This window comes from Streptosporangium sp. NPDC006930, from assembly GCF_040635605.1.
Lineage (GTDB): Bacteria > Actinomycetota > Actinomycetes > Streptosporangiales > Streptosporangiaceae > Streptosporangium.
Genome location: NZ_JBEYID010000001.1, coordinates 540,337 through 567,207, shown reverse-complemented (window position 1 = coordinate 567,207; position 26,871 = coordinate 540,337). Strand labels below are relative to the sequence as shown.

Sequence of the window (26,871 nt, the reverse complement as noted above, 5' to 3'; positions counted from 1 at the left end):
GTTCGATACCGCTTCGGCCGACTCCCCGTTCCGGGCGCCTGCTCATGTGAGCCATCCCGGCGCGAGCCGAAAACTCGATCGGCGGGTGCCCGGTCTTTCGATGTGATCGGTAGGGTCGCGATATGTGGAGCCAGAACCACGACCGCGCTGACGACGCCCGTGACGCGGTGGCCGAGCACCTGCCCGGCTACCAGATCGAGGCCGTCACACCCTTCGGCGAGGGCGAGGACAACATCGCGTACCAGGTCAACGGCGAGTTGATCGTACGCTTCAGCAAGGAGCCGGATCCGGCGCGGCGCGCCACACTCGTGGCGCGCGAGGCCCGTCTGCTCGCCGCCGTCGCCGGCTTCTCACCAGTGCCCGTCCCCGAGCCGGAATTCACGGTCGCGGAACGGGGCTGTCTCGCCTACCGCAGGCTCCCTGGCCGGCCGCTGCTCGACCTGCCCCTGCCGAAGCGGCTGGCCCACGGCCCGTCGGTCGCCGCCACGCTCGGCGGTCTGCTCGCCGCCGCGCACACCGTTCCGGTGGATCAGCTGGCCGAGCTGGTGGAGGTGGACAACCCGCCGCCGTCCGAATGGCTGGACGAGGCGGCGGAGATCCATACCGCGATCGCCGAGGAGATCCCCGAGGCCCACCACCGGGCTGTGAAGGACTTCCTGGACACCCCTCCTCCGGCCGACGGTTGTGACCCGGTCTTCTCGCACAACGACCTGGGGATCGAGCACGTTCTCGTCGCCCCCGTCACGGGCGCGGTGACCGGCGTCATCGACTGGAGCGACGCCGCGATCGTCGACCCGGCCTACGACTTCGGCCTGCTGTACCGCGACCTCGGCCCCGCCGCCCTGGACGCCGCCCTCGGCACCTACCGAACGGGCGACCTCACCACCCTGCGCGAGCGCGCCGTCTTCTACGCCAGATGCAGCGTCTTCGAGGACCTGGCGTACGGCCTCGAAACCGGCCAGGACGCGTACATCGACAAATCCCTCACCGCTCTGGAGTGGCTCTTCACCTCGTAGGCGCCCCACTTCACGGTTTCGCTGGAGGACTTCCGTTCAGAACGCCACCGGCATCCCCGGGCAGGGAAAGCGGGCTCGGCGCCCAGGATCGCGAGGGGAGGCGGGCGGCAGTGTGCCGGTGACCGACGCCTTTGGCGGTCATCGGCAGACGTCTCAGACGTCTCGGCTCAGACCTCAGATCAGGCCGAGGGCGAGCATCGCGTCGGCGACGCGCTTGAAGCCGTCGATGTTGGCACCGGCCACGTAGTTGCCCGGCATGCCGTACTCCTCGGCGGTGTTCAGGCAGCGGCCGTGGATGTCCTGCATGATCTCCTGGAGGCGGCGCTCGGAGAACTCGAAGGTCCACGAGTCGCGGCTGGCGTTCTGCTGCATCTCCAGCGCGCTGGTGGCCACGCCGCCGGCGTTGGCGGCCTTGCCGGGGCCGAAGGAGACACCGGCCTCCTGGAAGATCCGGATGCCCTCCGGCGTGGTGGGCATGTTGGCGCCCTCACCGATCGCGATACAGCCGCCGCGCACCAGCGCCTCGGCGTCCTTGCCGGTGATCTCGTTCTGGGTGGCCGACGGCATCGCCACCTCGCACGGCACCTCCCAGATGCTCCGCCCCGCCACGAAGGACACCTCGCCGCGCCGCCTGGCGTAGGCGTCCATCCGCAGGTGCTCGATCTGCTTGATCTGCTTGAGCAGGTCGAGATCGATGCCCTTCTCGTCGATGACGTACCCCGAGGAGTCGGAACAGGCGACCACCGTACCGCCGAGCTGCTGCACCTTCTCGATCGCGTAGACGGCGACGTTGCCGGAGCCGGAGACGACGACGCGCTTGCCGTCGAAGGACGTGCCGCGGGCCTTGAGCATCTCCTCGACGAAGAAGGCGCAACCGTACCCGGTCGCCTCGGTGCGGACCTGCGCGCCGCCGTAGCTGAGCCCCTTGCCGGTGATCACCGCGGACTCGTACCGGTTGGTGATGCGCTTGTACTGGCCGAACAGGTAGCCGACCTCACGCTGGCCGACACCGATGTCCCCTGCCGGGACATCGGTGTACTCGCCGATGTGCCGGTAGAGCTCGGTCATGAAGCTCTGACAGAAGCGCATGATCTCGCGCTGGGAGCGGCCCTTGGGGTCGAAGTCGGAGCCGCCCTTGCCTCCGCCGATCGGCAGGCCGGTCAGTCCGTTCTTGAAGATCTGCTCGAAGCCGAGGAACTTGACGATGCCCAGGTAGACCGAGGGGTGGAAGCGCAGGCCGCCCTTGTAGGGGCCGAGCGCGCTGTTGAACTCGACCCGGAAACCGCGGTTGATGTGCACCTCGCCCTGGTCGTCCTCCCAGGGCACCCGGAAGATGATCTGCCGCTCCGGCTCGCAGATCCGCTCAATGATCTTGGATTCGGCGTATTCGGGGTGCTTGCCGAGAACCGGGCCGATGCTCTCCAGCACCTCACGAGCGGCCTGGTGGAACTCGATCTCCCCCGGGTTACGACGCAGGACGCTGTCGTAAATCGATTCAAGCTTCTCATGCAACATCGCTCATCTTTCTGGTCGCAAGTCCGCGCACTGTGGGCCAGACCTTGAGAGAGGCGGTTCTCACAACTCCCACCGCCCTACTGTGAGACCTTATTACCCCCTCACTACCCCACGAGAGGGACCCCGGATCAGCCTGGTGAGGGACGCCCCCGAGCGTACCCGCCACCTACCTTCCTGAGTGAGAGAAGCCCCGCACAGGCAGGAAAAGCCCATGTTTCACGACTCAGCCGACTTCCGGCGTGTCTCCTCAGGTGTGCTACTGATCGTCGCCCCGCTGCTCCAGGCGATCGCCGTCATCGTCGACCCCGGCACCTGGGGCGACGATCGCGAGGCGGTCAGCTTCGGGGACAACCCCGCCCTCGCCCAGGTCCAGTCGGTGATGTATCACTGGTCCTACCTGCTCATGGCCGTCGCGGCCCTCGGCCTGCTGCACGTGATGCGCCGCCGCGCGGTGGTCTTCGGCCACATCGTCGGCCCACTCACCATCATCGGCTACATCAGCCTGTCGGGCCTGCTCCTGACCGATCCGGTGGAGTGGTGGCTCGGGCAGCGCAACACCCCCGAGCAGACGCAGCGGATCCTCGACGAGATGCTGAACCTGCCCGGCGTCGTCTTCGGCTTCCAGATGCCCTGGCTGTTCTTCGCCGTCTTCGGCACGCCCGTCCTGCTGATCGGTGTCTGGCGGGCGGGATTCGCGCACTGGTGGGTGCCGCTCGTCGTCCTGATCGGCTACGGCGCCTCGCTGGTCGTCCCGTACGGTCCGGTGACCATCCCGATGTGGATCGCCCCCGCGGTCGCGCTGGGCTGGCTCGGCGTCAAGATGCTCCGGATGAGCCGCGAGGAGTGGATCTCCTACTACCCGACCGCCGCCCCCGGCCGGACCACACCCGACTCGTACGCGAACACCACCGCCTGAGCCCGGTCGCGCAGGTGAAGCTTCATCAGCACCCGCGCCACGTGGGTCTTGACCGTGGCCTCGCCGACGAAGAGCTCCCCCGCGATCTCGGCGTTGGTCAGGCCGCGCGCCAGGAAGCGCAGCACCTCCAGCTCGCGCGGGGTGAGGTCGGCCAGCTGCGGCGGGGGCGCGGGGTCGTGGCGTCCGGCGAAGGAGGCGATGACGCGGGTGGTGACGGCCGGGTCGAGCAGGGCGTCCCCGGCGACGACGACGCGGATCGCGTCCACGAGCTGCTCGGGCGGCGAGACCTTGAGCAGGAACCCGCTCGTCCCGGCCCGAAGCGCGGCGTAGAGGTTCTCGTCGGTGTCGAAGGTCGTCAGTATGACGACCTTCGGCGGGTCCTGCTGGCCCAGCAGTTGCCTCGCGGCGGTGATGCCGTCCATGCGCGGCATCGAGATGTCCATCAGCACGATGTCGGGCTTGGTACGGCGAGCCACGGCGAGGGCCTCGATCCCGTCGGCGGCCTCACCGACCACCTCAAGCCCGACCTCGCTCTCCACGACGAGCTTCAGCCCGGCGCGAACCATCGCCTGGTCGTCGGCGATCACGACGCGGATGTTCACTTCTCCTCCTTGAGGGCGGCTGGACACCTCGTTCCGGGGCCGAGCGATCGAACGGCCCGTACGCACCGGTACCGAAGGGGAAGGAGAGCCGCCCTGCGGGGAGACTAAAGCCTGGCGACCGTCTTGCCCATAGGACAAAACGCCCGGTCAAGCCGCTTACAAGTCGGGCACAAGTCAACGGGTCAGAACGCCGGGAACGAGACACTCCGCACGAACCTGTTGGCGACCGCGTCATCGCACCTGCCGGACGCGCAGAAGTAGATCAGGATGGCGGGCTCGTCATGCCGTTCGACGATCCAGCCGGTGAATTCGAGCTGACCGCCGCGCTGCGGGTCGGCGATCGTCCCCTGCAGGCGCGCGGCGTTCTGCCCGCCCACGCTCACCTGCACGACCTGGGAGAAGACGCTGACCGTTCCGGGGAGCGAGGACTGCAGGGTCTCCTGCAGCTGCTTGGCGCCGCCGAGCGGGTCGAGGGTGTCGAGGGTCTGCGCGTAGAGGCCGGTGGCGTCCTGCGGGGCGTCCTTGATGATCTCGTTCGCCGCGGCCCAGTCGGCGGTGACGGGTGTGGCGAACAGCGCGCGAAACTGCTCCACCTTCGGGGAGGCCACCACGAACACGTCGGCGTGCGGCTCAAGGGTCCAGGTCCCGGGGTGCTGGAAGGCGACCGGCACCGCGGAGGAGCCCGTGTACGCCACCCAGGTGTCGCCGCCGCGCAGGAACGCGGCGAGCACCGCCACCAGCGCGACGATCGCCGTGATCGCCACGGCCGCACCGATGAGAATGCCCTTTCCACCGGACGGGGGCCTCTTGGGCCCCGTCCGCTTCCCGGACACCTCGGTCGTCTCGGACGCCGTCGGCGACACCGTCGGCGACGTCGAGGCAGCCTGCGCGAGCTGGTACGGCTGCCCGGCGCCGCTGATCGCGTCACGCAACTCGGCGACGAACTGACCGCAGGTGTCGTAGCGCTGCTCGGGCGACTTGGCCAGGGCCCGCATCATCACACCGTCGACTTCGAGCGGCAGCTCGGGGCGGAGCGTGGTGAGCGGTGTGGGCGTCTCGGCGAGATGCGCCCACAGCAGGGCGATCTCGTTGTCGCGCTGGAAGGGCAGCCGCCCCGACAGGGCCTCGTAGACCACGCAGGCCAGGCCGTACTGGTCGCAGCGGCCGTCGATGTGCTCCTTGTTGATCTGCTCGGGCGACATGTAGCGGGGGGTGCCGATGAACTGGTTGGTCTGGGTCAGCCCGGAGATCGAGGTGCGGTGCTTGGTGATGCCGAAGTCGGTGAGGTAGGCGTGGTCGCCGTCGGTGTGACCGGCGATCAGGATGTTGGCGGGCTTGACGTCGCGGTGGACCAGGTCGTGGGCGTGCGCGGTGTCGAGTGCGGCGGCCACCTGGGTGAAGATCCGGCTGACCTGGCTGACCGGCATCGGCCCTCGGTCGTAGAAGAGTTTGCGCAGGTCGGGGCCGTCGACGTAACGCATCGCGATGTAGAGGGTGCCGTCGTCGGCGCTGTCGGCCTCGTAGATCGGGATGATGTTGGGGTGGTCGATGCTCGCGACCGTGCGCGACTCCAGCACGAAGCGCTGGCGGAACCTGTCGTCCTCGCCGAGAAGCGGATTGAGGATCTTCAGTGCCACCCTGCGGTTGAGCCTGGGGTCGATCGCGAGATAGACCACGGCCATGCCGCCCTTGCCGATGATGTCCTCTACCTGGTAGCCGGCCACTTCCCGGCCGATCAGCGCCCTGTCGTTCATGGACATCACGTCTTGGTCGGCTGGCCGCAGTAGCCGCAGAAGCTGTGGGCGGGGCCCAGCCGCATCCCGCAACCCGTGCAGTATTTCTGCACCACCGTCTCTCCGGGTTTCGTGCCCGGCGCCGTGCTGGACCCCGGGGCCGTGTTGTGACCGGGGTCGCGTGCCACCAGCACCGGCTGACCGGGGGTGGTGGAGGAGATCTTGGGCAGCGCCGGGAAGGATCGGCCGACGACGACCGTGGAGTCGGCCTGCTCGTCGAAGGCCGGTCGCGGCGGTATCGGTATCGGTGGCGAGGCCGGGACCGGGGGCCGGGTCTCCGCGGCCGGGCTCGGCTCAGGCTCGGGGTCGGGGTCCTGCGACCCACGGCGCCAGAGCAGGATCGCGATGACCAGCACGACGAGCACCAGCAGGCCGCCGCCGACGAGGAACGGCCACAGGGGCGTGCTCTTGGGCAGGTCGGTGGAGGCGGCCGCCCTCTTGGTGGCCTCGTCCTCCGCGGTGCCCCGCTTGGCCTGCGACGTCTTCAGGTGCGCCGCCGCCACGATGTGGCCGGGGTAGAGCTCAAGCACGCGCTGGAAGGCGGGGACGGCGTCGCCGTAGTAATGGGTGTGGAAGCGGGTCAGCGCCTGCTCGAAGGCGGCGTCGATCGAACCCCGGGCGGGCGCGACGTCCGCCTCGGCGAGGGCCTTGGTGATCTCACGGATGCCGATCATCCGGGCGTCCTTGCCGCCGCCGATCAGCAGGCCGACGACCTCGCCCTTCTTGTCCTCGATCACCGGGCCACCGAGCAGGCCCTTGTCGATCAGGGCTCCCAGCTTCTCCGGCTCGTTGACCTTGTTCTCCGGGTCCTTGAACTGCCGGCCGCTCTCCCCCGCGCCACCCGCCCGCAGGTGGGCGATGTCGACGGTCTCCGGCAGGTTCGCGGCGGGCCGCCCGGTGAATCCCGCGACCGCCACCGGCGAGCCTTCCTTGGCGGGCACCACGGCGGCGAGCGGGGCGGTGGGCAGGCCCGCGCTCCCGTCCGCGCGGCCGACGGGGCTCAGCACCGCGGGACTGTCGGGCTTGCCACCGACACGGACGATCTCCGCCTTGAATCCCTCCTTGTCGGGGGGAGAGATGTTGGGGAAGACCGTGATCTCGGTGGTGACGTCGATGATGCAGGTGGCGGTGGGCTGCTTGGGCGGGTAGCACTCCTGCAGGTGGTGGTCGAGCCGGTCGTCCTTCAGCCGGTGCCGCTCGAAGTCCTCGGGGATCTTGACCTTGTGGTGCGCGGCGAAAATCTTGTTGGCCGCGTAGATCCGGACGTCGCGGTCGGTCTTGACCACCCGGGTGAGGGTGACCATGCCCCCGTCGGGGTTGATCACGGTGCCGGTGCCGCTGCCGATCGGCACCTCGTAGGAACGCTCCACGTGGACCAGTTCACCGATGTGGTCGAGCAGCGTGATGTCGACCCGCGCCGTCGCCTCGATCCTGACCACCGCCGGGGTCACCAGGTCGGTGATCCCACTGGGATGCTCGTGAGCCAGGGCGGGAGCCACCCCGGCGATCGCCAAACAGAGCCCTCCGAGCACCGCCAGCGCCGAACCGAACCGCCGCATCGCCACTCCCTACAGGGGATAGGACCAGGGTCGCAAACAGGGGTGAATAAGTGAACCGTCCAGGCCCGTAGGACTTGACTTTCTTTCCGCCATCACCAACAAAAGGCCATGAGCAGGGCATCGCCACCCCGCTTCGCCCATCCCGTCTTACGGCCTATCGTCACGTCCACGCCCCGTCGCGGACAGTTACGCAAAGTCTAATCCCGGCGGCCCCTCCGGCGCGACAATGTATACCGATCGAAGATCACCCAAAGCGGCCCGGCCCTTTCGGCTCCGGTCCTTTCGATCCCGGATCCCTCAGCTCCGGTCCCTTCGGTCGCGGGGACGCAGCAGCACCGCGGGATCGAAGGAGACCTCGAACGGGGCGAGCAGGCTCGTCACCTCTCCGGCCTCGTGCTTCTCCGCTGCCTTGTACTCGTCACCGGCGAGCTCGTGAACGTGGACGGACGGCCCGTCGGACAGCTCGATCCGCCAGTAGACGGGAATTCCCACCGCCGCGTAGGCGGCCCTCTTGAGGTGGCGGTCCCGCGCCCGGGTGCTCGGACTCACCATCTCGACGGCGAGGAGGATGTCGCGCGGCGCGAACATCAGCTCCGTCTCGTCGACGGCCTCGGCGGGCACCACGACCAGGTCGGCGATGAAGAAGTCACGTCTGCTCCCCCGGAGATTGACCTCCGGCGGCGGCTCGAACTCCGGCGGCGCGGCGTCTTCGAGAATTCGCGCGAGACGCAAGATTGCACGCTGGTGCAGGGGGACAGGAGAGGGACTCACCAGCAGGCTCCCATTGAAGAGCTCGTAGCGGTTCCCGTCGTCGGGGAACGTGAGCAGGTCGTCGACGGTGAACGGCGGCTCTCCGTGGAGAACCGTCCGTCTGGTCGTCGGCTCCGTCGTCGCCATCGCGGTCACCTGCTCAGTATCGGGAGTCTCGCCCTCGCCCACGTGCTACTTCCCTCGATTTCCTTACTTTAAGTAGCTGAAGTATCACGGTTCGACCATCGGTGGGCGCCCTGGCGGACGGCGGTGTGGACGGCGCGGGCGACGCGGGCGCCCCAGGTGGAGCGGGGACCGCCGAAGAGCTCCTCCGGACCCCCGGGAATCCGCTCGGGGGCGACCACGCAGACGGCGTCGGAGGCGGTGCCGGTGCAGGGGAAACCGGCCTCCAGTAGTGCCTGGGTCTTCGCCTCGGTCACCGTCATGACCGTGTTGACCAGGGCGGCGTCGCTCATCGCGACCGGGACGGCGACGACGATGTTGATCGTTCCCGGCAGCAGCATGGGGGCCAGTTCGGGGTCGGCGGCGCCTTCGGGGGCGGCGGCCCAGGTGGGGACACGCAGGCCGACGGTCGCCACCACCTCCACTCCCCCGTCGTGAGCCCGGGTGAAGTGCTCGACCGAGGCCGCGGTGAGCATGCCGACCCCGGGGCCAGGCGGAGCGAGCTCCAGGAGGTGGTCCACCGGGTCCATCCGCGAGTACCCGGCGACCACCTGCGCGTTGAGCACCCAGGCGGCCGGACCGATGCCGCCGCCGACCATCGCCGAGGAGATCGCCCGCCGGCCTGGCCCGAACTCCCACAGCAACGAGGCGAGCCGCGCTCCGTCCTCGTCGCGATGGCTCAGTCTCGGAGACACCCCATGTGTCGGCGACGGTCTCGGTGATGCGCCGTGTGAACCTCGGATCCGCTCCGGGACGTCCAGCCCAACCTCGTATCCGCTCACGAACGCCTCCGGACGATTTCCCGTCTCGCTCAAGGACGCTCCAGATGGACCTCGGGCCTGCCGCCGGGACCGGCCGCGACACGCACACGGGCGTCGAAGTGCTCACCGATCAGCTCGCCCGTGAGCACCTCGGCCGGGGCGCCCGAGGCGGCCACCCGTCCGCCGGAGAGCAGCATCATCGAGTCGGCGTACTGACCCGCCAGGCTCAGGTCGTGGAGCGTCGTGACGACGGTGAGCCCGTCGGCCAGCCTGAGCCGGTCCACGAGTTCCAGCACCTGCTGCTGGTGTCCCAGGTCGAGGGCCGTGGTGGGCTCGTCGAGCAGGAGCACCCGGGCCTGCTGGACCAACGCCCTGGCGAGCACGACACGCTGGCGCTCGCCACCGGACAGGTGGGCGAGCGGGCGGGCGGCGAGAGGCGACAGATCCAGGCGCTCCAGCACCGACACGGTCACCTCGCGGTCGTGACGGCTCTCACGGCCCAGGTAGGGGATGTACGGGGTGCGGCCGAGCAGGGCGTAGTCGAACACGGTCATGTCGGCCGGCAGCGCCGGGGACTGCGGGGCGTAGGCGAGCAGCCCGGCCCGCTCCCTGGCCTTGAGCCGCCGCAGCGGCACGTCGTCGACGAGCGCCTCCCCCTCGAAGGGCAGCACCCCCGCCAGCGCCCTCAGCAAAGTGGACTTGCCCGCGCCGTTGGCCCCGATGACGGCCAGCCAGCCGCCGGTCCGTACGTCGAGCCCGACACCGGACAGCACCGGGCGCCGGTCCAGCACCACCGACAGGTCCCTCACCACCAGGTGGCTCACCGCATCTCCCCTTCGCGCGGCGCGCGGGTCACGGCCGCGCGCCCACCGTACGGGCGGAACCGCGCCTTCTTCTCCCGGATCACGTACGGCCTCATGGTCTCGACTCCGAGCACGTGCGTCACGGTCTCGACTCCGCGGGTCACGGGCCGCCTCATGTCTCGACCCTGCGGGTCACGCGCAGCACGGCCACGAAGAACGGCGCGCCGACGAACGCGGTCACCACCCCGATGGGCAGCTCGGCGGGGGCGAGCACGGTCCTGGCGATCAGGTCGGCGAGGACGAGGAAGGCGGCTCCGCCGATGAGCGAGATCGGCAGCACGATCCGGTACGACGACCCGGCGAGGCGACGGACCACGTGCGGCACGACGATGCCGACGAAGCCGATCAGCCCGCTCACCGCGACGGCCGCCGCGGTGGCGAGGGAGGCGGCGAGCAGCACGACGAGGCGGACGCGGGTCGCGTTCAGGCCGAGGGTGACCGCCTCGTCGTCGCCGACCGAGAGCACGTCGAGAAGCCTGCCGTGAAGCAGCATGACCACCACGGAGACGGCGGCGTACGGGACGACGAGCGTGACCTGGCCCCAGCCGCCGCCGACGTCGCCGAGGATCCAGGCGTAGATGCGCTGGAGCTCCTCCACCTTGAGCTGTTGCAGGAACGTCTGGACGGCGGTGAGGAAGGAGGTGACCGCGACGCCCGCGAGTACCAGCGTCGCGGTGCCGCCGCCCCGGCCCGCCGCGCTGCCCAGCGCGTAGGCGAGCAGCACACCGCCGACGGCCCCGGTGAAGGCCGCGGCGGGGATGCCGATCGCCTCGACGTCGCCACCGGTGAAGACGATCGCCGCCGTGGTCGTGAGACCGGCGCCCGCCGCGGCTCCCAGCAGGTAGGGATCGGCGAGCGGGTTGCGGAAGACACCCTGGTATCCGGCTCCCGCGACGGCCAGCAGGCCACCGACGATCGCGGCGAGCAGGACCCGGGGCAGCCGCAGTTCGGTCAGCAGGCCCAGCTCGACCGGGGCGAGTCCCGAGTCCGCCGAGACGAACGGCAGCCAGTCGAGCAGCTGGAGCATCACGCTGGTCGGCGCGATGTCCGCCGCGCCGACCAGCAGCCCGGCGAGCATGCTCGCCAGGAGCACCGCCATGGCCGCGAGCGCCACCAGCGGGCTCAGCCTGGCCGCCTGCCTCCCCCGGGCATCGGCCTTCCGAGCCGCGCCGACGTCCGTGCCCGTGCCCGTGCCGGTGTCGGTGCCGGCGTTCGTGTTCGTCTCGGTGTCTGTACCGGTACCGGGGTCCGTGCCCGCGTTCGTCTCGATGCCGGGGTCCGTGTCGGCTGAAGGCGACGATCCGGAGGCCGCGTCGCCGGGACTCACCGACGGTCCGGAGTGCGGCCCTCGTCCTTCGAGGCGGCGAGGAGACATCTGCCGTTTTTTCCTGACACCGATCAGCCCGCCGACACCTTCTGAACGGCGTCGCCGATCTGCTCGGCGAGGTCGACGACGCGCGGCCCCCAGCGGGAGGCGATGTCGTCGTCGAGGAGGATGACCCGGTCGTTCTTGATGGCGGAGAGCTTGGACCAGCCGGGACGCTTGGCGAGGGTGTCCTTGGACTGGGCGCAGCACTTGGTGTCGGCCAGGAAGACGAGGTCGGGGTCGGCCTGGGCGACGAACTCGGCAGAGAGCTTGGGATAGCCGCCGGCCGGGTCGGGAGCCTCGTCGGCGATGTTCGTCATGCCGAACAGCCCGTAGATCTGGCCGAGGAAGGTGGTGGAGGTGACCGAATAGGGGGTGGTGTCCAGCTCGTGGTAGTAGGTGAGCTTCGCGTCCTTGGGTGCGGCCGCGGTGATCTCGTCGAGCCGCTTTCTCATCCCGGCGACGAGTTCGGCGGCCCTGTCGCCGTTGCCGGTGGCGTCGCCGAGGTCGGCGATCTGGTCGTAGGCATCGTCGAACTTGGTCGCGGCGGGCTCCAGCAGCACGGGGACGCCGACCTTGCCCAGCGCGGCCACGACGCCACCGATGTCGTTGGCGACCACGACCAGGTCGGGTTTCCTGGCGATGATCGCCTCCACGTTCGGCTTGAAACCGGACAGGTCGCTCTTCGGCGCCTCGGCGGGATAGGTGGACTGGTCGTCCACCGCCACGACCTGCGGTCCTGCGCCGATCGCGAAGAGGCTCTCGGTCGCGCTTGGCGACAGCGAGACGATCCGCTCGGGTCTCTTTGCGACGACGACGGGGCCGTTGCCCGCTTCGACGGTGACGGGGAAGCCCGCCGAGGGAGTGGCCGCCGCAGGGGCGGTCGGGGACAGGGCTGGGGACGGGGCTGGGGAGCTCTGGCCGCATCCGGCCAGGGTCAGCGCGGCGAACAGGGCACCGGCGAGGGCGCTGCGTACGGGCCTCACACGAGGTCCTTTCAGTTGCCGGAACCGAGAGACCCAGGAGAGACGGGTCACCCTTTTCCACGAGGGTCTGCGTCGACGCGGCGGAGGCGACCTGGCTCGACCCCTCGGGGTCATGACAGTTGCGGGACAGCGCCGGACTCACACCGGACTTCGCTCACGCTGCGCGTCAGACGAACGGTATCAATTCCCCAGAACGTCCTTCGAGGGTCCCCGGGTGTCGAGACCTTCGACACACGCCCTCCGGCGAACCGCTCTCCGGTGAACCTCTCCGTCGCGCGCCCTGCGGTGAACCGTTCCTCGCCTCTTCGACGAACCGCCCTCAGCCGAGTCGCACCTCGGCCGAACCACTCATCGCCGCCGTCCCTCAGCCGAACTGCTCCTCGGCGGCGGCGATGATCTCCTGCAGGCGCAGGCCGTGCGCGGCGTCCAGGGGGTGGCCACCGCCGCGCCGTACGGTACGCGTGAACTCGGTGAGCATCAGGGAGAAGATGTCGGAGCCCAGCCGGGTGCCGTCGAGGGACTCCCTGCCGAGGCGCCCGTAGATCTCGACCTCGGAGGGCGGGTTCTCACCCGGCACGCTCATGCACAGCGATGCCTCGCTCACCGCGCCGGTCTCGTGCTCGAGCAGCAGTCCGACCCAGCCCAGCGGGTTGCCGTGCGCCCGGACCCCGACGACCCTGCCGAGCGCCGCGTCCAGCATGTCGATCATGTGCGGCCCGACGTCGAGGATCGCGCCGCGCTCCAGACGCCAGGAGGTGGCGAAGGCCCCACCGAGCATCGCCCCCGAGACGTTGGCCGCCCGCCCGCCGAACGGCTCGATCGCCGACACCCTGGCCAGGAAGGCGCGGGTGGCGGGTGAGTAACGCCAGGTGAGGACCATCTGCGAGGCCACTCCCGCCTCGGCGACCGCCTCGGCCAGCCGCCGTGCCCCGTCCAGGTCGGCGGCGAGCGGTTTCTCCAGCAGCAGCGCCTTGCCCGCCTTGGCGGCGCGAACCCCCAGCTCCGCCTGTACGGCGGGCGGCACCGAGAACGCGACCGCCTCGCAGTTGTCGAAGAGTTCCTCGATCCGTTCGAAGACCGGGGCGCCGAACCTCGCCGCGGCCTCGGGGCGACGTGCCCACACGCCCGCCAGACGCGTGTTCGGACCAGCCGCCAGCATCGGCGCGTGCACCATCTCGGCCCATGGTCCGGCGCCGACCAGACCTACAGATAACGTCACTAATCCAGTTTCGCATGCTCCCTCCCCCCCAAACGCGTGCTCCGGGTGTATGCCGTGCTCAGTCCGTGCTCAGTCCATCAGCCGTCCATGGGCCGTCCGTGAGCCGTTCATGAGCCGCCGACGACCGGCACAGGCCATACCGGCATGATGGTGGGCACCATGAATCAGATGACTCTGTTGCGACACGGCGAGACCGAATGGAGCCGGGACGGCCGGCACACCGGACTCACCGACATGCCGTTGACCCCCAAGGGCGAGGACCAGGCGCGGGCGCTCGCCCCGCTGATCGCGGGCCTGACATTCGACCTGGCCCTGGTGAGCCCGGCCGGTCGTGCGAGGAACACCGCCGAGCTGGCCGGGATCAAGGAGTACGAGATCGAGCCCGATCTGTGGGAATGGGACTACGGCGGCTACGAGGGCATCACCACCCCGAAGATCCGTGAGGGCCGCCCCGGCTGGTATCTGTGGCGTGACGGCGTCGTTCCCGGCGACGCCGACCATCCCGGCGAGAGCGCGGAGCAGGTGGGCGCCCGCGCCGACCGGGTGATCGCCCGCGCCGGGGCCGTGGAGGGCGACGTGGTCCTCGTCGCCCACGGTCACTTCCTGCGGGTCCTGTGCGCCCGCTGGCTCAGACTGTCCCCGCAGGACGGGCGGCTCTTCCGGCTGGACACCGGAACCTACTCCCGGCTCGGCTTCGAGCACGGCGAGCCGGTGATCCTCGCCTGGAACGCCCCCGTCTGACCTCTGAAAACCGCCGGGCCGAGCGCCGTCACGTCGTACGGGGTGGAGGTCTCGGTCAGGCTGCGGCGGCGACGGGCTGGGGACCGCGGCCGGTCAGCCATTCGAGGACCTTGCGATGACCGTGGCAGGCGTCCTCGAAGTGACCCCAGCGCCAGTAACGTGGCTGGTCGCGCACTCCGGTGACCCATGTGCGGTAGGACACCGGAGTGGACGCACCTTCCCCTGTGGCCGCCGAGGCGACGCCGTAAGTGCGGATCACGACGCGCCCGCCTGGCGCGAACAGCACGTCGTCTGCCACCGGATACAAGGTCATCTGGTCGAGCACGGTTTGAGCCCCCAATCACTGTGATCTCAAACTCTTCCGCGCCGATCCACTCCCCCGGTTACATCATCGGCGCGTCGCGGTTAACCCGGCCGCCCCGATGTAAAAACGGTGTTACACCGTTAAACCGTCGAACTCCCCATCCTTCACCCCGAGCACCAGGGCGCGAATCTCGTCCCGCGTGTAGATCAGGGCAGGCCCCTCGGGAAAACGCGAGTTGCGGACCGCGATGCTGCCATCCGTCAGTTCGGCCAGCTCGACGCAGTTACCCGTCGAGTTGCTGTAGCGGCTCTTGCGCCAGCTGGCCCCGGCAAGGTCAGTGGCGGGCATGCCGTTGTAGGTCTGCTTCATTTACATCTCTCTGAGAAGGTCGCCGAGGATCTCGGCGGTGCCCCCGGGCGTGGTGCTTTCCACGCACAACTGCTCCATGGCCGTGAGGTATGGATCGATGTCCTCACGTTTGTCCAGGTAGAGGGCACCCCAGAGCTGCTCGACATAGACGACGTCCGACAGGTCGGACTCGGGAAACCGCAAGATGCTGAACGCACCACCCTCGGCCGCGTGCATGCCGAATCGGAAGGGCATCACCTGAAGGGTGATGTTGGGAAGCGAGGACACTTCCAGCAGGTGCTGGAGTTGTTCACGCATGATCTCCTTACCTCCGATGGGACGCCTCAGGGCCGCCTCGTCGATGACCGCCCACAACCGAGGGCCGTCTTTCCTCGTCAGGCGATCCTGCCGCTGCATGCGCATATGCACACGACGCTCGATCTCCGCCTCCGGCACGTCCGGGTAGCCCAACCGGATCACGGTGCGCGCGTAGGCGGACGTCTGCAGCAGGCCGGGAACGAACTGCACCTCGTAGGTGCGGATCATGTTCGTCGCCTCCTCCAGCCCCACGTAGGTGGTGAACCAGTTCGGCAACAGGTCGCCGTACTTGTGCCACCAGCCCGGGGTGTTCGCCTCGCGGACCATCTCCAGCAGGCCGCGCCGTTCTGCGTCGTCGAGCACGCCGTACAGGGTGAGCAGGTCTTCCACGTCACGTGTCTTGAAACCGACGCGGCCGAGTTCCATACGGCTGATCTTGGACTCCGAGGCACGGATGTGAAATCCCGCGACCTCTCGGGCAAGTCCCTTCTCCTCACGCAACCGGCGCAGGCTGGCGCCGAGCATGATTCGCCGAACGGTGGAACCGGTACCGGGCGGATCCATGGACACGTAGTGCTCCTCGCTCGCTTTCCTGATCGACAGTCTGTCACTTCATGGCCAAAGAATCCTTGGCCATGACCAAGATCCCCTTTCGTCCGTAATCACCCAATCAGGGGTAACGGTAGCGGTTGCACAGGTCTTATGCACGTGCATTCGCTCTTGCACCTGCACGGGAGTTTGCACCATGATGACGGCTGTGCAGTCCGCCCAAACCGCGCCCCCCCGAGCGTCAACGTCATGGACGGCTCTCGACTGGTGGCCCCCCGCCGGCTGGTGGCCCGATTCCGCGCGTGATCTTCTTCCCAGGTCCCCGGTAGCCATGGCCAGCGCCACATTCGTCCTCCCGCCACAGGCCGAGTCCGTCCACTCCGCCCGCAGCTTCGCGACAGGCACCCTCACCGGCTGGAACCTCGCCGAACTGGGCGAGAACATGGAGCTGGTGGTCTCGGAGCTGGCGACCAACGCCTTCAGGCACGGCCTGAGGCTGGCCGAGTCACGCGCCAGGGAGCCGATCCGGCTCTCCCTGCTCCGGCGGGACGGGCTGGTCGCCTGCACGCTCAACGACCCGGGGGCCGGCTTTCCCGCCCTCCGTGACCCCTGCCCCCTCGACATCGGCGGCCTCGGACTGCACATCGTCGAGTCGCTGAGTCTCCGATGGGGCTGGGCACCGCTCGCCCCGTACGGCAAGATCGTGTGGGCCGTCCTTCGGACGGGCCCGTGCGAAGAGCCGGATCCCTTCGACCGTCCGTAGTCCCCTTTCTTCCCCTCTCCCCGGAGGGCCCCTCGAACGCCCTCGGGTCCGCCCATCACCCCGGGCCCGAGGTTCTCCCAGGGCTCCGACGACCTTCTCCGCTCCCCCGAGCCTCTACCGACCCTCCCGGACGGCGCCGCCCCTTCCCTTTCCAAAGGCGCCGATCGGTCCCGGGGCCGCCCCCCTCCCGTCTCGCGGCCCCGGGACCGGTCAGATCCGGGTGGAGAGTTTTATAACGCATCGCATTCTGCGCGGTAGATGCCGTCAGAGATGTCCTCTGCATTACCGTGGATGTTTATGGCTCACGGAGAGTCCCCGCGCGAGATTCCTGAGAGAGCTGCGAGATGGACGATCACCTGCTCGGCTGGTTGAAAACCCTCGACGAAGAACGGCTCGCCCGAGTTCTGGCCAACCGGCTGGACGCCATCGCCCCACCGTGGCCACGCCGCCTGGACACCCTGGCGCAGCGGCTGGGCAACGGGTTCGCGGTGATGGAGGTCATGCGCGGCCTGCCGCTGCCCTCGCTGGAGGTGGCGCAGGCCTCGCTCGCCCTCGGCGAGCAGGCCGGATCTGACACGGTGGCCCGGTTCATGGGCGTGCCCGAGGCCGAGGTCGCCCCCTGGCTCGACCTGCTGTTCGACCACGCGTTGGCGTGGCCGGACGCCGAGGGCCGCATCCGCGTGGCCGAGGGGGTCGCCCGGTGGTGGACGGCGCCCTGCGGGCTCGGCGACCCGATTCCCCACTACCTGAACTCCTGGACGGTCAGCGCCGACGCGTTGCGCGGGCTGGCCAGGGCCCTCGGCCTTCCGCAGGGCCCCAAGCGGCGCACGGTCATCAGGGTGACCGAGATCCTCTCCGATCCGGAGCGGGTGATCGCACTTCTGGAGAAGGCTCCGGACGGCACGAGAGGGCTGCTGGAGGAGTTCGCCTGGGACGGCCCGGTCCGCGACGTGGACGGTGGCAGGTTCGTGGTGCCCGGATCTCCGGAGAAGTGGGCGGCCGACCACGGCCTGCTCTTCCGGCCCAGCTGGAACATGGCCGAGATGCCTCGTGAGGTGGCGCTCGCGCTGCGCGGCCCCGACTACCACCCTCCCTTCACCCCCCTCCCACCCGACCTCGCCACCATCCCCGTCGACCCCGAGGCCGTCGACCACCTGATGACGCTCGCCGCACCGCACGTGGTGGAGCGCTGCGCCGCCATGTTGGAGAACACCGCGAAGTTCCCGCTGCCGCTGCTCAAGGCGGGCGGGGTCGGGGTGCGCGAGGTCCGGCGGGTGGCCAAGGACACCGGCTGCGACGAGGACGAGACCCGGTTGCTGCTCGAGGTGTGCGCGGTGGCCCGGCTGCTCGCCTGGGACGAGCCCGCCGGAGGGCTGGTGCCCACGGAGAAGTTCGACCGCTGGCGGCTGGACGACGCCGCCGCCAGGCTCAGGGTGCTGCTGTCGGCGTGGTGGCGGATGGAGCGTTCGTCGCTACGGAAGATCGACGGCAAGTACGGCACGGTGCTCGGCGACGACCCGGCGGGGGCCATGGTCGCCCGCGCCAGGCGGGCGCTGCTCGGCGTGCTGGCCCGGCTGCCCGCCAACACCGCCTGCACCGACCTGGCGGGGCTGGTCAGGTCCGCGCACTGGCACGCGCCGCTGCTGGACCGGGCGCTGCTGGCCGAGTGCGCCCCCGCCGTGCTGGAGGAGGCCCGCGTGCTCGGGCTGGTCGCCCTCGACACGATCACCGATCTCGGCCGGGCGATGGCCGGTCTCGACGCCTTTCCCTGCGACGAGATCGACGACTCGTCGCCCATCGTGGAGAACGACCCCGTACTGGTCGAGTGCTCCACCAGAGCGCTCGCCAGCGTGCGGCGGAGCGCTCTCTTCGGCGCCGATCTCACCGCCGTGGTGACCGGCCCGCCCGCCGGTGAGCTCGCCGAGCTGCTCGACCGGGCCGCCGAACGCGAGTCGCGAGGCGCGGCCTCGGTGTGGCGGTTCACCCCGGCCAGCGTGCGCCGTGCCATGGACTCCGGTTACACCGCCGAGGGCCTGCTGGCGGACCTGGCGGAGGTGGGCGCGGTGCCGCAGCCCCTCGACTACCTCGTCCACGACGTGGCCAGGCGGCACGGCGAGGTCACCGTGACCACGGTCGCCTGCATCGTGCAGGCCTCCGATCCGGTGCTGCTCGCCGAGATCGCCGGGCATCGGCGGCTGGGCCGGTTGGGCCTGCGGCTGCTCGCCCCGACCGTGCTGGCCAGTTCGCAGCCCGCCGACAAGACCCTCGCGGCGCTGAGGGAGAACGGTTACGCGCCGGTGCCGATCGAGGACACCGGTGAGATCACCATCCGCAGGGCCCGCGTCGAGGAGCCACGGAACGGACGGCTCATCCTGCTTCCCGGGGGCAGGGTGGCCGAGTTGGAGCAGCCTTCGTACCCGCTGGTGGAACCGCCTCCCGATCCGCGCGAGCACGCCCAGCGCCTGCTCGTCGCCGAGGGCGAGGCGTCCAAGTCCGCCGGCAGGACGTGGGCGGTCATCGGCCGTATGGCCTCTCGTCTGCCGACCGCCCAGCAGTCGCTGCTCGGCTTCGTCGTCGACCGTGGCGTACGGGCGGCGATCACGCTGACCGACGGCCTGACCGCCACCATCAGCCACGGCGAGCTGCGCAGCGGCGTGCTCGACGCGTGGTGTGAGGAGGCGGGCGACTACCTGGAGTTCCCGCTGGCCGACATCGTGGAGGTCCGCGGCACCTACGCCTGATCCGAACGAGTCGGCCCGCGACGGCGTGACGACTACAGCTTTTTCGCCTTGGCGAGGTCGGCGTTGAGCTGCTCCAGCACGTCGGCGTAGCCCTGGTAGCTGTAGCGCTCCTCGGCGTGCCACTGGTAGACCTGTCCCGCCTTGACCGCGGGCAGCCCGGCGAAAGTCGGCTTCTTCTTCATCTCCTCGGGCCGCATCGACTGGGAGCGGGCGTCCACCAGGATCACGTCCGCCTGGTAGGTGTCGGCGTTCTCCCAGCTCAGGGTCTGCCAGTAGCCGCCTTCGTCGACCTTCTCCGGCACCACGACGTCCAGGCCGAGCTCCTTGAAGTAGCGCACGTCCGCGTGCGCCTCGGGGTTGGCCACCCACATCGCCTCCGGCCCGCCCGCCATGACCATGACTTTCAGGCTCTTGCTGTGCGGGGTGACGAGCGCGGCGGAGGCGGCGTCGAACCTGGCCTTGGCGGTGGCCACCTCGGGGGCGTCGAGATCCGCGCCGAGAGCGGCGGCGACCTGCCCGTACCTCTCAATGATCTTGGGCACCGACATTTCCATCTGGCTGACGCCGAGGGTGGGGGCGACCTGCTCGATGGTGGCGGCGGACTTCTCCGGCACGTACCAGAGGGCGTCCTTGGCGTACATGCCGCTGACCAGCAGGTCCGGCTGCAGGGAGATGTACTTCTCGACGTTGAACTCGTCCCACACGTTGCCGAGGGACTCGACCTTGGTGATGTCGACATCACCGACCTGGGGATCCTTCGTACCGTCCTTGAGCCGGTGCGGCCCGAAGACGGCGATCGGCCGGACGCCGAAGTCCCACAGCGCCGCGGCGGCGCCGACCTGGGCGACGACCCGGGCCGGGCGGCTGGGCACATCGATCTTCTTCCCACGGTCGTCGGTGAAGGTCCAGGGGCCCGCCGAGGGGGAGGTCGCGGCCGACGGGCCGCCCGTCGCCGCGGTCGTCGTCTCCGTTCCGCTCCCGCAGGCGGTCAGGACGAACACGAGACCGAGGCCCGCGGCCATGAACCCCCGCCGGGGAAGGACAGGTCGGGACATTTCTCACTCCAATGGATAGGCTTACCTAAATTGACTTCTACGTTAGATTAGCCTTGCCTAAGCATTACCGAAGAAGAGGGGTACCTGGTGAGCAGGGCCGGTGTGACCACGGCCGCGTCCGAGACGCCCGGGAAACCGGACGGGTCGCGTCCCAGGCGAGCGGGAGGGCCGAGCAGGCGCCCGGTGACGCTCGTGGCCGGGCTGCTGGCGGGGCTGGCCGCGCTGGTGCTGCTCACGATGGTCAGCATCGCGGTGGGATCGCGCTCGGTCCCGCTGTCCACGGTCCTGGACGCGCTGCTCACGCCCGACGGGTCCCCGGACCACACGGTCATCAGGGAACTTCGCGTACCGAGGACCCTGATCGGCATCGGCGTGGGCGCGGCACTCGGCCTGGCCGGGGCGCTGATGCAGAGCCTCACCCGCAACCCGCTCGCCGACCCCGGACTGCTCGGCGTCAACCAGGGCGCCATGTTCGGGGTGACGGTCGCGATCGGACTGCTCGGGGTGGGCGACCCCTCCCTCTACGTCTGGTTCGCGTTCGCCGGCGCGGCCGCCGCCGCCGCGCTCGCCTACGCGCTCGGCTCCGCCGGGCGCTCGGGTGGCGGGCCGGTACGGCTCACCCTCGCCGGTGTCGCGCTGGGCATGGTCTTCAACGCCGCCGCCTCGGCGATCCTGCGGACCGACAACGCGACCTTCGACCGGATGCGGTTCTGGCTCACCGGCTCGCTGGCCGGAGTGAGCGGCGACGTCGCGATACGGCTCGCCCCGTTCCTCGCGGCCGGACTGGTGCTCGGACTGCTGCTCGCCAAACCGCTCAACGCCCTCGCACTCGGCGACGAGGCGGGACGCGCGCTCGGCGTGAACATGGCCCGCACGCGCGGGCTCACCGCGATCGCCGTCACCCTGCTGTGCGGAGCCGCCACCGCCGCCGCCGGACCGCTCTGGTTCGTGGGCCTGGCCGTGCCACACGCGGTGCGCGCCCTCACCGGGCCCGACCAACGCTGGGTCCTGCCCTACACCCTCGTGCTCGCCCCCGTGGTGCTGCTCGGCTCCGACATCCTCGGCCGGGTCGTCGCCGCCCCCGGCGAGGTGCAGGTGGGCATCATGTGCGCGGTCGTCGGCGCCCCGGTGTTCATCCTGCTCGCCCGCCGCCGGAGGCTCGCCGCCCTATGAAGATCACCTCACGGCGGACGGACACCCCGAAGACCCGCCGCACGAACCCTCTCCTGAGAATCACCTCACGGACGACACCCGCCGCGGAGACCCTCCACTTCGCGAACGGCTCACCGCGAACACCCGCGGCGAAATCCCTCCCCACCGCCCTGCGCCTGCGTTCCTGGTCGCTGCGACTCCCACCGCGCGGTCTCGCCGCCGGGGCCGCCGTCACCCTCCTGGGACTGGCCGTCAGCCTCGTCGCGCTGTCCACCGGCGAGTTCACCGTTCCCATCCCCGACATCGTGGCCGCGCTGTTCGGCGAGGGGCCTCCGGTCGCCGAACTCATCGTGAGCCGCCTGCGGGCGCCGCGTGTGGTGACCGGCCTGCTGGTCGGCGCCGCGTTCGGGCTGAGCGGCGCCATCCTCCAGAGCCTCACCCGCAACCCGCTCGGCAGCCCCGACTTCATCGGCTTCACCGCCGGGGCCTCCACCGGAGGCATCGCCGCCGTCATCCTGGGCGGCACCGCCTGGCAGATCGCGGGAGCCTCCCTCGCCGGGTGCGTCCTCTCCGCACTGGTGGTCTACGCCCTCGCCTACCGGCGCGGGGTGCAGGGCTACCGGCTGATCCTGGTCGGCATCGGGGTCGGCGCGCTGCTGGTCTCCGCCGACTGGTACATGCTCACCCGCGCCGACATCAACGACGCCGCCACCGCGGGAGCGTGGATCACCGGCAGCCTCAGCGGGCGCGGCTGGGAACACGCGATCCCGGTCGCGTACGCGCTGGCGGTGCTCCTGCCCGTCTGCGCCTGGCTGTCTCGCCCGCTGCGGATGATGGAGATGGGCGACGACGCGGCCAGGGCCGCGGGCATCCGCGTCGAGCCGGTGCGCGCGACGGCGATCGCCGTCGCGGTGCTGCTGTGCGGGGTCGCCGTCGCCGCCGCCGGACCCGTGATCTTCGTGGCGATGGCCGCACCGCAGCTGGCCCGCCGGATCACCCGCTCCCCCGGCGTCACCCTGCTCACCTCGGCGCTGACCGGCGCCACCCTGCTGGTCGGCGCCGACCTGGCCGCACAGCGCGTCTTCGCACCGGTGCAGTTACCGGTCGGGATCATGACCGCCGCGATCGGCGGGATATACCTGGTGTTTCTACTCCGGAGGGAACGACGTTGAGACTGTACGGCACCGACCTGACGCTCTCCTACGACAAGCGCGTGGTGGCCAGCGACCTGAACGTCACGATCCCCGACGGGTCGTTCACCGTGATCATCGGCCCCAACGCGTGCGGCAAGTCCACCATGCTGCGCGCCCTGGCCCGCATGCTCAAGCCCCGCGCGGGGACGGTCCACCTGGACGGGGCCGCGATCACCTCGCTGCCGTCCAAAGAAGTGGCGCGCAGGCTGGGCCTGCTGCCGCAGAGCTCGATCGTGCCCGACGGCATCACGGTCGCCGACCTGGTGGGCAGAGGCCGCTACCCGCACCAGCGGCTGATGCGGCAGTGGTCCCGCGAGGACGAGGTCGCGGTGGCGGCGGCGATGGAGTCGACCGACGTGACCGAACTGGCGGACCGCTGCGTGGACGAGCTCTCCGGCGGCCAGCGCCAGCGGGTCTGGCTGGCGATGGCGCTCGCCCAGGAGACGCCGATCCTGCTGCTCGACGAACCGACGACCTTCCTGGACATCGCCCACCAGATCGAGGTGCTCGACCTCTGCGCCGACCTGCACGAGCGAGGCAGGACCCTCGTCGCCGTACTGCACGACCTGAACCAGGCCTGCCGCTACGCCACCCACCTGATCGTGATGCGCGACGGCCGGATCGTCGCCGAGGGCGACCCCTCCTCGATCATCACGGCCGCGCTGGTGGAGCAGGTCTTCGAACTGCGCTGCGAGATCATCGAGGATCCGCAGAGCGGCACCCCGCTGATCGTCCCCGAGACCCGCCGCCGCGCCCCCGTCCGCGCCTAGGCGCGATCCCGCCGCTCAGCCCTCCAGCGCGACCCGGCGGGCCAGTCCCAGGGGGAGCCCGCCGGAACCGGCCAGCGTGTCGTGGAAGGCGCGCAGGTCGCCGCGGCCCGCGGCCAGGTAGTCGTCGCGGATGCGGTCGATCTCCAGGGCACCGGTGAGGTAGGAGGGCGCCTGGGTGGGCCACGCGCAGTAGCGATCGACCTCGCCCCTCGCCGTGCCGGGGGTGAGCGACGATCTCGTGGTCATGTACTCCTCCGCCTGCTCGATCGTCATGTCGCCGCAGTGCAGTGAGGTGTCGACGACGATGCGGGCCGCACGGAAGAGCCTGAAGTCAAGGTGGGCGAGCTCCTGGGCCGGAGTGGTGAAGTAGCCCTGCTCGTGCATGAGCTTCTCGACGTACAGGCCCCAGCCCTCGGCGAAGTACGGGGTGCGAAACAGCCTGCGGGCCCGCCGGGGGTTGTCCGCCACCCACGACAGGTGCCAGTGGTGGCCGGGGTAGGCCTCGTGGACGGCGATGGAGGGCATCTGCGCCCTGGCGTTGGTACGCAGCCGCTGGCGGATCTGGTCCTCGGTGAAGGACGAAGGGGTGTACGGGACGAAGAAGTGCCCGATCCTGGAGGTCGACAGAGGCGGGGGCGACATGTAGGAGGCGACGGAGACGATGGGCCGCTGGAACTCCGGCGACGGGACGACCCTGCACTCCTCGCCCCGCGCGAAGGTCACCAGGCCGCGCTCGCGGACGAACCTCCTGGCCCGCTCCGTCTCGGCCTCGTACTCGGCCCGCATGTCCTCCAGCGTCGGCGCGTGGTCGTCCTGGAGTTCGGTGATGACCGCGTGCCAGTCACCGGAACCGCCGTCCAGCCTCGCCGCGACCTCGCGCATCCGCGCGTCCAGCTCGTCGTAGGCGGCCTGTCCCCGATCGCGCAGCTCGCCGGCGCCGTAGCCGAGCATCTCCCGCTCACGCAGCAGGGCGGAGTAGAGCTCCTCCCCCATCCGCCAGGTGCCGGTCGCCCGGAAACCTTCGAGGAACCCCACCAGCTCGTCGAAGGCCGCCGCCGCGGGTTCGGCCGCGGCCGCCAGCCGGGCGCGCAGGGCCTCGTCGGCGACCTGGCCGGGGACCGTCTCGGTGAGGAAACGCCTGGCGGTCCGCGACTGGCCCAGCCCTCGCTGGACCAGCAGCGGAGCCGCCAGGGCGGGATCGAGGTTCGCCCGGCAGGCGGCGATGACGTCCGGCACCTCGGCCAGCCGCGCGACGGCCGCGTCCACCAGTTCGGCCTCGGGAGACAGCCGCTGCAGGAACGGACCGAACATCGAGGAGAAGATCGGCCCCACGTAGGCGGAAGGATCGCGCCTCCAGAGGGGCCACGTCTCGTACGCGATCTCACCGCGCAGCATGGACATGACCAGCTCCCGGTCGATCTCGTCCTCGAAGCCCTCGGACCTTTCGGAGCCCGCGGGACTTCCGGGGCTCTTGGGAGCCTGGACCTGCTGGAGGCGCTCCAGCCATCGGCGCATCTCACGCTCCCTGGCGAGGATGCCGGACTCGGTGAAGTCACCGAGAGTCCTGTCGTACCCCTGCGCGCCCGCGAGGGCGGCGTAGGAGGGATTCGCCGCCAGATACCAGTCGAGAAAGCCGCTCACGAGCTCAGGAGACGTCATAACGCCGGATCCTACTGGGCGGATGATCTCGTCACCGGTGTTGCCGCCCGCCGGTTCCCCCGCGGCCGGAATCACCCTGACGTGTGGGCCTCGGGTGGACCGGAGTGCGCGGACGAGCGAGCACGACCCCGCGGTTCCCATAAACTCGTCTCGTGGGTGACCCGAAATTCGAGATCCAGATGCTCCACGACCGCGTCATGGTCAAGATCGAGCAGGAGTCCGAGGAACGCCGCAGCACGGCCGGCATCGTCATCCCGGCGACGGTGAAGATGGCCAACCGTCTCGTCTGGGGTGAGGTCTGCGGCGCGGGCCAGAACGTCCGTGCGGTGAAGGTCGGCGACAAGGTCCTGTTCAACCCCGAGGAGCAGTACGAGGTCGAGGTCCACGGCCAGGTCTATCTGGTGATGCGCGAGCGCGACCTGCACGCCATCGCCACCCCGCAGACCGACAACGGCACCGGCCTGTATCTCTGACGCCGTCGGCCGGTGTCTTCCGGCCGCACCCGCCTCCTCGGTGTCTCCGGGAGAAACCGCCCGCGCACCGCACCCGTGCGCGGACGTCTCACACGCCGTCGGTCACCGCCGGGTGTAGCCGAGATAGAGCTTGTTGGACCAGTCGGAGGCGGAGAAGGCCGCCAGGACCCGCGTCACCTTGCCCTTCAGCGTGGACAGGACCACCTGGTAGTGGCCCGAGGAGGGGACGACGGCGATGAAGTGCGTCTCGTCCCACCAGCCCCACAGGGCCTTCGGCTTGATGCTCGGCACCTTGGTCGTGAGCTTGCCCGAGGTACGGTCCCAGACGCAGACGTGCTCGGTGTAGCTGGAGGGGCACCAGGTCATCAGGCCCCGCCCCGAAGGGGTGAAGGCGTCCTCCCCACCGGCGGGCCTGCCTGTCTTGGCCAGGGTGCGGCGGATCGCGCCGTCCTGCCCGTAGAAGCGGGTGCCCCCCGCGTATTCGGCCACGACGTCGACACCGTCGGAGCTCCAGCGGAACCTCGCGGCCTTGTCGACATTGGCCACGGTCACCGTCTTGGCGGTCTTCGCCACCGTGTCGACGACCACGAAGCCGGAGGTCACCCACGCGGATCCGCTCTTCCTCTCGACGGTCAGCACCGCCTTGTCGCCCCTGCGGTTCCAGTGGACGTAGTGCGCGACGAGCGGCTTCTTCACCGTACGGATCCTGGTGCTCTTGGAGGCCGCGAGGTCGAGCAGGACGACCGAGTCGTAGCCCTCCTGGTAGGAGGCGGGCACCGCGAGGGCCTTGGTCGCCTTCGGCGCGACCGTGATCTCCTGGTAGGCGGCCTGCCGGGTGAATCCGGCGCCCCTTCGCAGGTAGGTCATCTTGCCGAAGGAGTATGAGGTCACTCTGAGCGCGTCCTTGGAATCCTCCCTGACGGTGACCCGGGTGCCGGGCAACACGATGTCTACGGGCGCGGCGAGAGGCACGGCGGCGGGTGCGGCGGCGGCCGGCTCGGCGGCGTGTGCGGCCGCCGGAACCGGCACGAGCACCGAGACCATGAGCGCGAGGCTTCCAACCACTCTGTAAATCCCAGGAGTCACGGACACGGCGGCATCCTAAGCCGGAAAGCCCTCAAGATCGTGATCTAGAACGAATCGGTTAGAAAAGGTGTGAGAGAGAGGGAACGGGGTGAGGGGACACTGGAAGCGCGTGGGACGGGAAATCGGGAACACGAGCGAGCGACAAACCAGGAATACGAGTGGGCAACGCAAAGTCGCCCGGACGAAGTGG

The 26,871-nt window shown here is 69.8% G+C and carries 26 protein-coding genes; 9 read left to right on the top strand and 17 right to left on the bottom strand.

Annotated features, from left to right (window positions below):
• Positions 1-122: 122 nt before the first annotated feature.
• Positions 123-1,016: a phosphotransferase gene (locus ABZ664_RS02675; RefSeq protein WP_362501947.1), complete on the top strand. Its 894-nt coding sequence runs from the start codon at positions 123-125 to the stop codon at positions 1,014-1,016.
• A gap of 174 nt (positions 1,017-1,190) precedes the next feature.
• On the opposite strand, the gene gdhA is transcribed toward ABZ664_RS02675, so the two are convergent.
• Positions 1,191-2,531 carry an NADP-specific glutamate dehydrogenase gene (gene gdhA / locus ABZ664_RS02670; RefSeq protein ID WP_362501945.1) on the bottom strand — a complete coding sequence of 447 codons (1,341 nt, stop codon included), beginning with the start codon at positions 2,529-2,531 and terminating at the stop codon, positions 1,191-1,193.
• A gap of 211 nt (positions 2,532-2,742) precedes the next feature.
• On the opposite strand from gdhA, the gene ABZ664_RS02665 reads away from it, so the two are divergent.
• Positions 2,743-3,447, top strand: coding sequence for a hypothetical protein (locus ABZ664_RS02665; RefSeq protein ID WP_362501943.1), 705 nt, complete (start codon positions 2,743-2,745; stop codon positions 3,445-3,447).
• On the opposite strand, the gene ABZ664_RS02660 is transcribed toward ABZ664_RS02665, so the two are convergent.
• From ABZ664_RS02660 to ABZ664_RS02615, 10 genes are all read right to left on the bottom strand, one after another.
• Positions 3,387-4,049, bottom strand: coding sequence for a response regulator transcription factor (locus ABZ664_RS02660; RefSeq protein ID WP_362501941.1), 663 nt, complete (start codon positions 4,047-4,049; stop codon positions 3,387-3,389). The genes ABZ664_RS02665 and ABZ664_RS02660 overlap by 61 nt on opposite strands.
• A 182-nt stretch (positions 4,050-4,231) precedes the next feature.
• Positions 4,232-5,809, bottom strand: a complete 1,578-nt coding sequence (locus ABZ664_RS02655) for a serine/threonine-protein kinase (RefSeq protein ID WP_362501939.1) — start codon at positions 5,807-5,809, stop codon at positions 4,232-4,234.
• A complete protein-coding gene (locus ABZ664_RS02650) occupies positions 5,809-7,401 on the bottom strand; it encodes a hypothetical protein (RefSeq protein ID WP_362501937.1) in 1,593 nt (530 codons plus the stop codon). The genes ABZ664_RS02655 and ABZ664_RS02650 overlap by 1 nt, the downstream gene beginning before the upstream one ends.
• A gap of 297 nt (positions 7,402-7,698) precedes the next feature.
• On the bottom strand, positions 7,699-8,340 hold the full coding sequence (locus ABZ664_RS02645) for a Uma2 family endonuclease (RefSeq protein WP_362501935.1): 642 nt from the start codon (positions 8,338-8,340) through the stop codon (positions 7,699-7,701).
• A 26-nt stretch (positions 8,341-8,366) separates the two neighbouring features.
• Entirely contained in the window at positions 8,367-9,029 is a 663-nt protein-coding gene (locus ABZ664_RS02640; RefSeq protein ID WP_362501933.1) for an adenosylcobinamide amidohydrolase, read from the bottom strand.
• 116 nt (positions 9,030-9,145) lie between these two features.
• Positions 9,146-9,919: an ABC transporter ATP-binding protein gene (locus ABZ664_RS02635; protein WP_362501931.1), complete on the bottom strand. Its 774-nt coding sequence runs from the start codon at positions 9,917-9,919 to the stop codon at positions 9,146-9,148.
• Positions 9,916-10,062: a hypothetical protein gene (locus ABZ664_RS02630; RefSeq protein WP_362501929.1), complete on the bottom strand. Its 147-nt coding sequence runs from the start codon at positions 10,060-10,062 to the stop codon at positions 9,916-9,918. Before ABZ664_RS02630 ends, ABZ664_RS02635 begins: the two co-directional genes overlap by 4 nt.
• Positions 10,063-10,070: 8 nt before the next feature.
• The gene (locus ABZ664_RS02625; RefSeq protein WP_362502250.1) at positions 10,071-11,057 is read right to left on the bottom strand and encodes an iron ABC transporter permease; all 987 of its coding nucleotides are present in this window, start codon (positions 11,055-11,057) and stop codon (positions 10,071-10,073) included.
• A gap of 299 nt (positions 11,058-11,356) precedes the next feature.
• Positions 11,357-12,310: an ABC transporter substrate-binding protein gene (locus ABZ664_RS02620; RefSeq protein WP_362501927.1), complete on the bottom strand. Its 954-nt coding sequence runs from the start codon at positions 12,308-12,310 to the stop codon at positions 11,357-11,359.
• Between the two features lie 364 nt (positions 12,311-12,674).
• Positions 12,675-13,529, bottom strand: coding sequence for a Gfo/Idh/MocA family oxidoreductase (locus ABZ664_RS02615; protein WP_350947378.1), 855 nt, complete (start codon positions 13,527-13,529; stop codon positions 12,675-12,677).
• A 159-nt stretch (positions 13,530-13,688) separates the two neighbouring features.
• Here ABZ664_RS02615 and ABZ664_RS02610 point away from each other — a divergent pair, with 159 nt between their 5' ends.
• Positions 13,689-14,270 (top strand): histidine phosphatase family protein, encoded by a 582-nt coding sequence (locus tag ABZ664_RS02610; RefSeq protein WP_362501924.1) that lies wholly within the window; start codon positions 13,689-13,691, stop codon positions 14,268-14,270.
• Between the two features lie 55 nt (positions 14,271-14,325).
• Here the strand turns inward: ABZ664_RS02610 and ABZ664_RS02605 are convergent, their stop codons facing one another.
• The 3 genes from ABZ664_RS02605 to ABZ664_RS02595 form a co-directional block, all read right to left on the bottom strand.
• Positions 14,326-14,568 carry a hypothetical protein gene (locus ABZ664_RS02605; protein ID WP_362501922.1) on the bottom strand — a complete coding sequence of 81 codons (243 nt, stop codon included), beginning with the start codon at positions 14,566-14,568 and terminating at the stop codon, positions 14,326-14,328.
• A gap of 138 nt (positions 14,569-14,706) precedes the next feature.
• Complete coding sequence (locus ABZ664_RS02600; protein ID WP_350947375.1) at positions 14,707-14,943, bottom strand: DUF397 domain-containing protein; 237 nt, start codon at positions 14,941-14,943, stop codon at positions 14,707-14,709.
• The gene (locus tag ABZ664_RS02595; protein ID WP_362502247.1) at positions 14,944-15,765 is read right to left on the bottom strand and encodes a helix-turn-helix transcriptional regulator; all 822 of its coding nucleotides are present in this window, start codon (positions 15,763-15,765) and stop codon (positions 14,944-14,946) included.
• A 355-nt stretch (positions 15,766-16,120) separates the two neighbouring features.
• Here ABZ664_RS02595 and ABZ664_RS02590 point away from each other — a divergent pair, with 355 nt between their 5' ends.
• Both ABZ664_RS02590 and ABZ664_RS02585 read left to right on the top strand, forming a co-directional pair.
• Positions 16,121-16,552, top strand: a complete 432-nt coding sequence (locus ABZ664_RS02590; RefSeq protein ID WP_362501920.1) for an ATP-binding protein — start codon at positions 16,121-16,123, stop codon at positions 16,550-16,552.
• A gap of 344 nt (positions 16,553-16,896) precedes the next feature.
• On the top strand, positions 16,897-19,293 hold the full coding sequence (locus ABZ664_RS02585) for a helicase-associated domain-containing protein (RefSeq protein WP_362501918.1): 2,397 nt from the start codon (positions 16,897-16,899) through the stop codon (positions 19,291-19,293).
• 32 nt (positions 19,294-19,325) lie between these two features.
• Here the strand turns inward: ABZ664_RS02585 and ABZ664_RS02580 are convergent, their stop codons facing one another.
• Positions 19,326-20,348 (bottom strand): ABC transporter substrate-binding protein, encoded by a 1,023-nt coding sequence (locus tag ABZ664_RS02580; RefSeq protein WP_362501916.1) that lies wholly within the window; start codon positions 20,346-20,348, stop codon positions 19,326-19,328.
• 87 nt (positions 20,349-20,435) lie between these two features.
• Here ABZ664_RS02580 and ABZ664_RS02575 point away from each other — a divergent pair, with 87 nt between their 5' ends.
• From ABZ664_RS02575 to ABZ664_RS02565, 3 genes are read left to right on the top strand one after another with little or no spacing between them, the layout of a single operon-like run.
• Entirely contained in the window at positions 20,436-21,521 is a 1,086-nt protein-coding gene (locus ABZ664_RS02575; protein ID WP_362501914.1) for an iron chelate uptake ABC transporter family permease subunit, read from the top strand.
• Positions 21,518-22,672, top strand: a complete 1,155-nt coding sequence (locus ABZ664_RS02570) for an iron chelate uptake ABC transporter family permease subunit (RefSeq protein ID WP_362501912.1) — start codon at positions 21,518-21,520, stop codon at positions 22,670-22,672. Before ABZ664_RS02575 ends, ABZ664_RS02570 begins: the two co-directional genes overlap by 4 nt.
• Positions 22,669-23,463, top strand: coding sequence for an ABC transporter ATP-binding protein (locus ABZ664_RS02565; RefSeq protein ID WP_362501910.1), 795 nt, complete (start codon positions 22,669-22,671; stop codon positions 23,461-23,463). The genes ABZ664_RS02570 and ABZ664_RS02565 overlap by 4 nt, the downstream gene beginning before the upstream one ends.
• Positions 23,464-23,478: 15 nt before the next feature.
• Here the strand turns inward: ABZ664_RS02565 and ABZ664_RS02560 are convergent, their stop codons facing one another.
• Positions 23,479-25,122, bottom strand: a complete 1,644-nt coding sequence (locus ABZ664_RS02560) for a DUF885 domain-containing protein (protein WP_362501908.1) — start codon at positions 25,120-25,122, stop codon at positions 23,479-23,481.
• Between the two features lie 152 nt (positions 25,123-25,274).
• On the opposite strand from ABZ664_RS02560, the gene ABZ664_RS02555 reads away from it, so the two are divergent.
• Positions 25,275-25,595, top strand: a complete 321-nt coding sequence (locus ABZ664_RS02555; protein ID WP_350947367.1) for a co-chaperone GroES — start codon at positions 25,275-25,277, stop codon at positions 25,593-25,595.
• Between the two features lie 102 nt (positions 25,596-25,697).
• Here ABZ664_RS02555 and ABZ664_RS02550 read toward each other — a convergent pair whose 3' ends face one another.
• The gene (locus ABZ664_RS02550; RefSeq protein WP_362501907.1) at positions 25,698-26,660 is read right to left on the bottom strand and encodes a hypothetical protein; all 963 of its coding nucleotides are present in this window, start codon (positions 26,658-26,660) and stop codon (positions 25,698-25,700) included.
• Positions 26,661-26,871 lie beyond the last annotated feature (211 nt).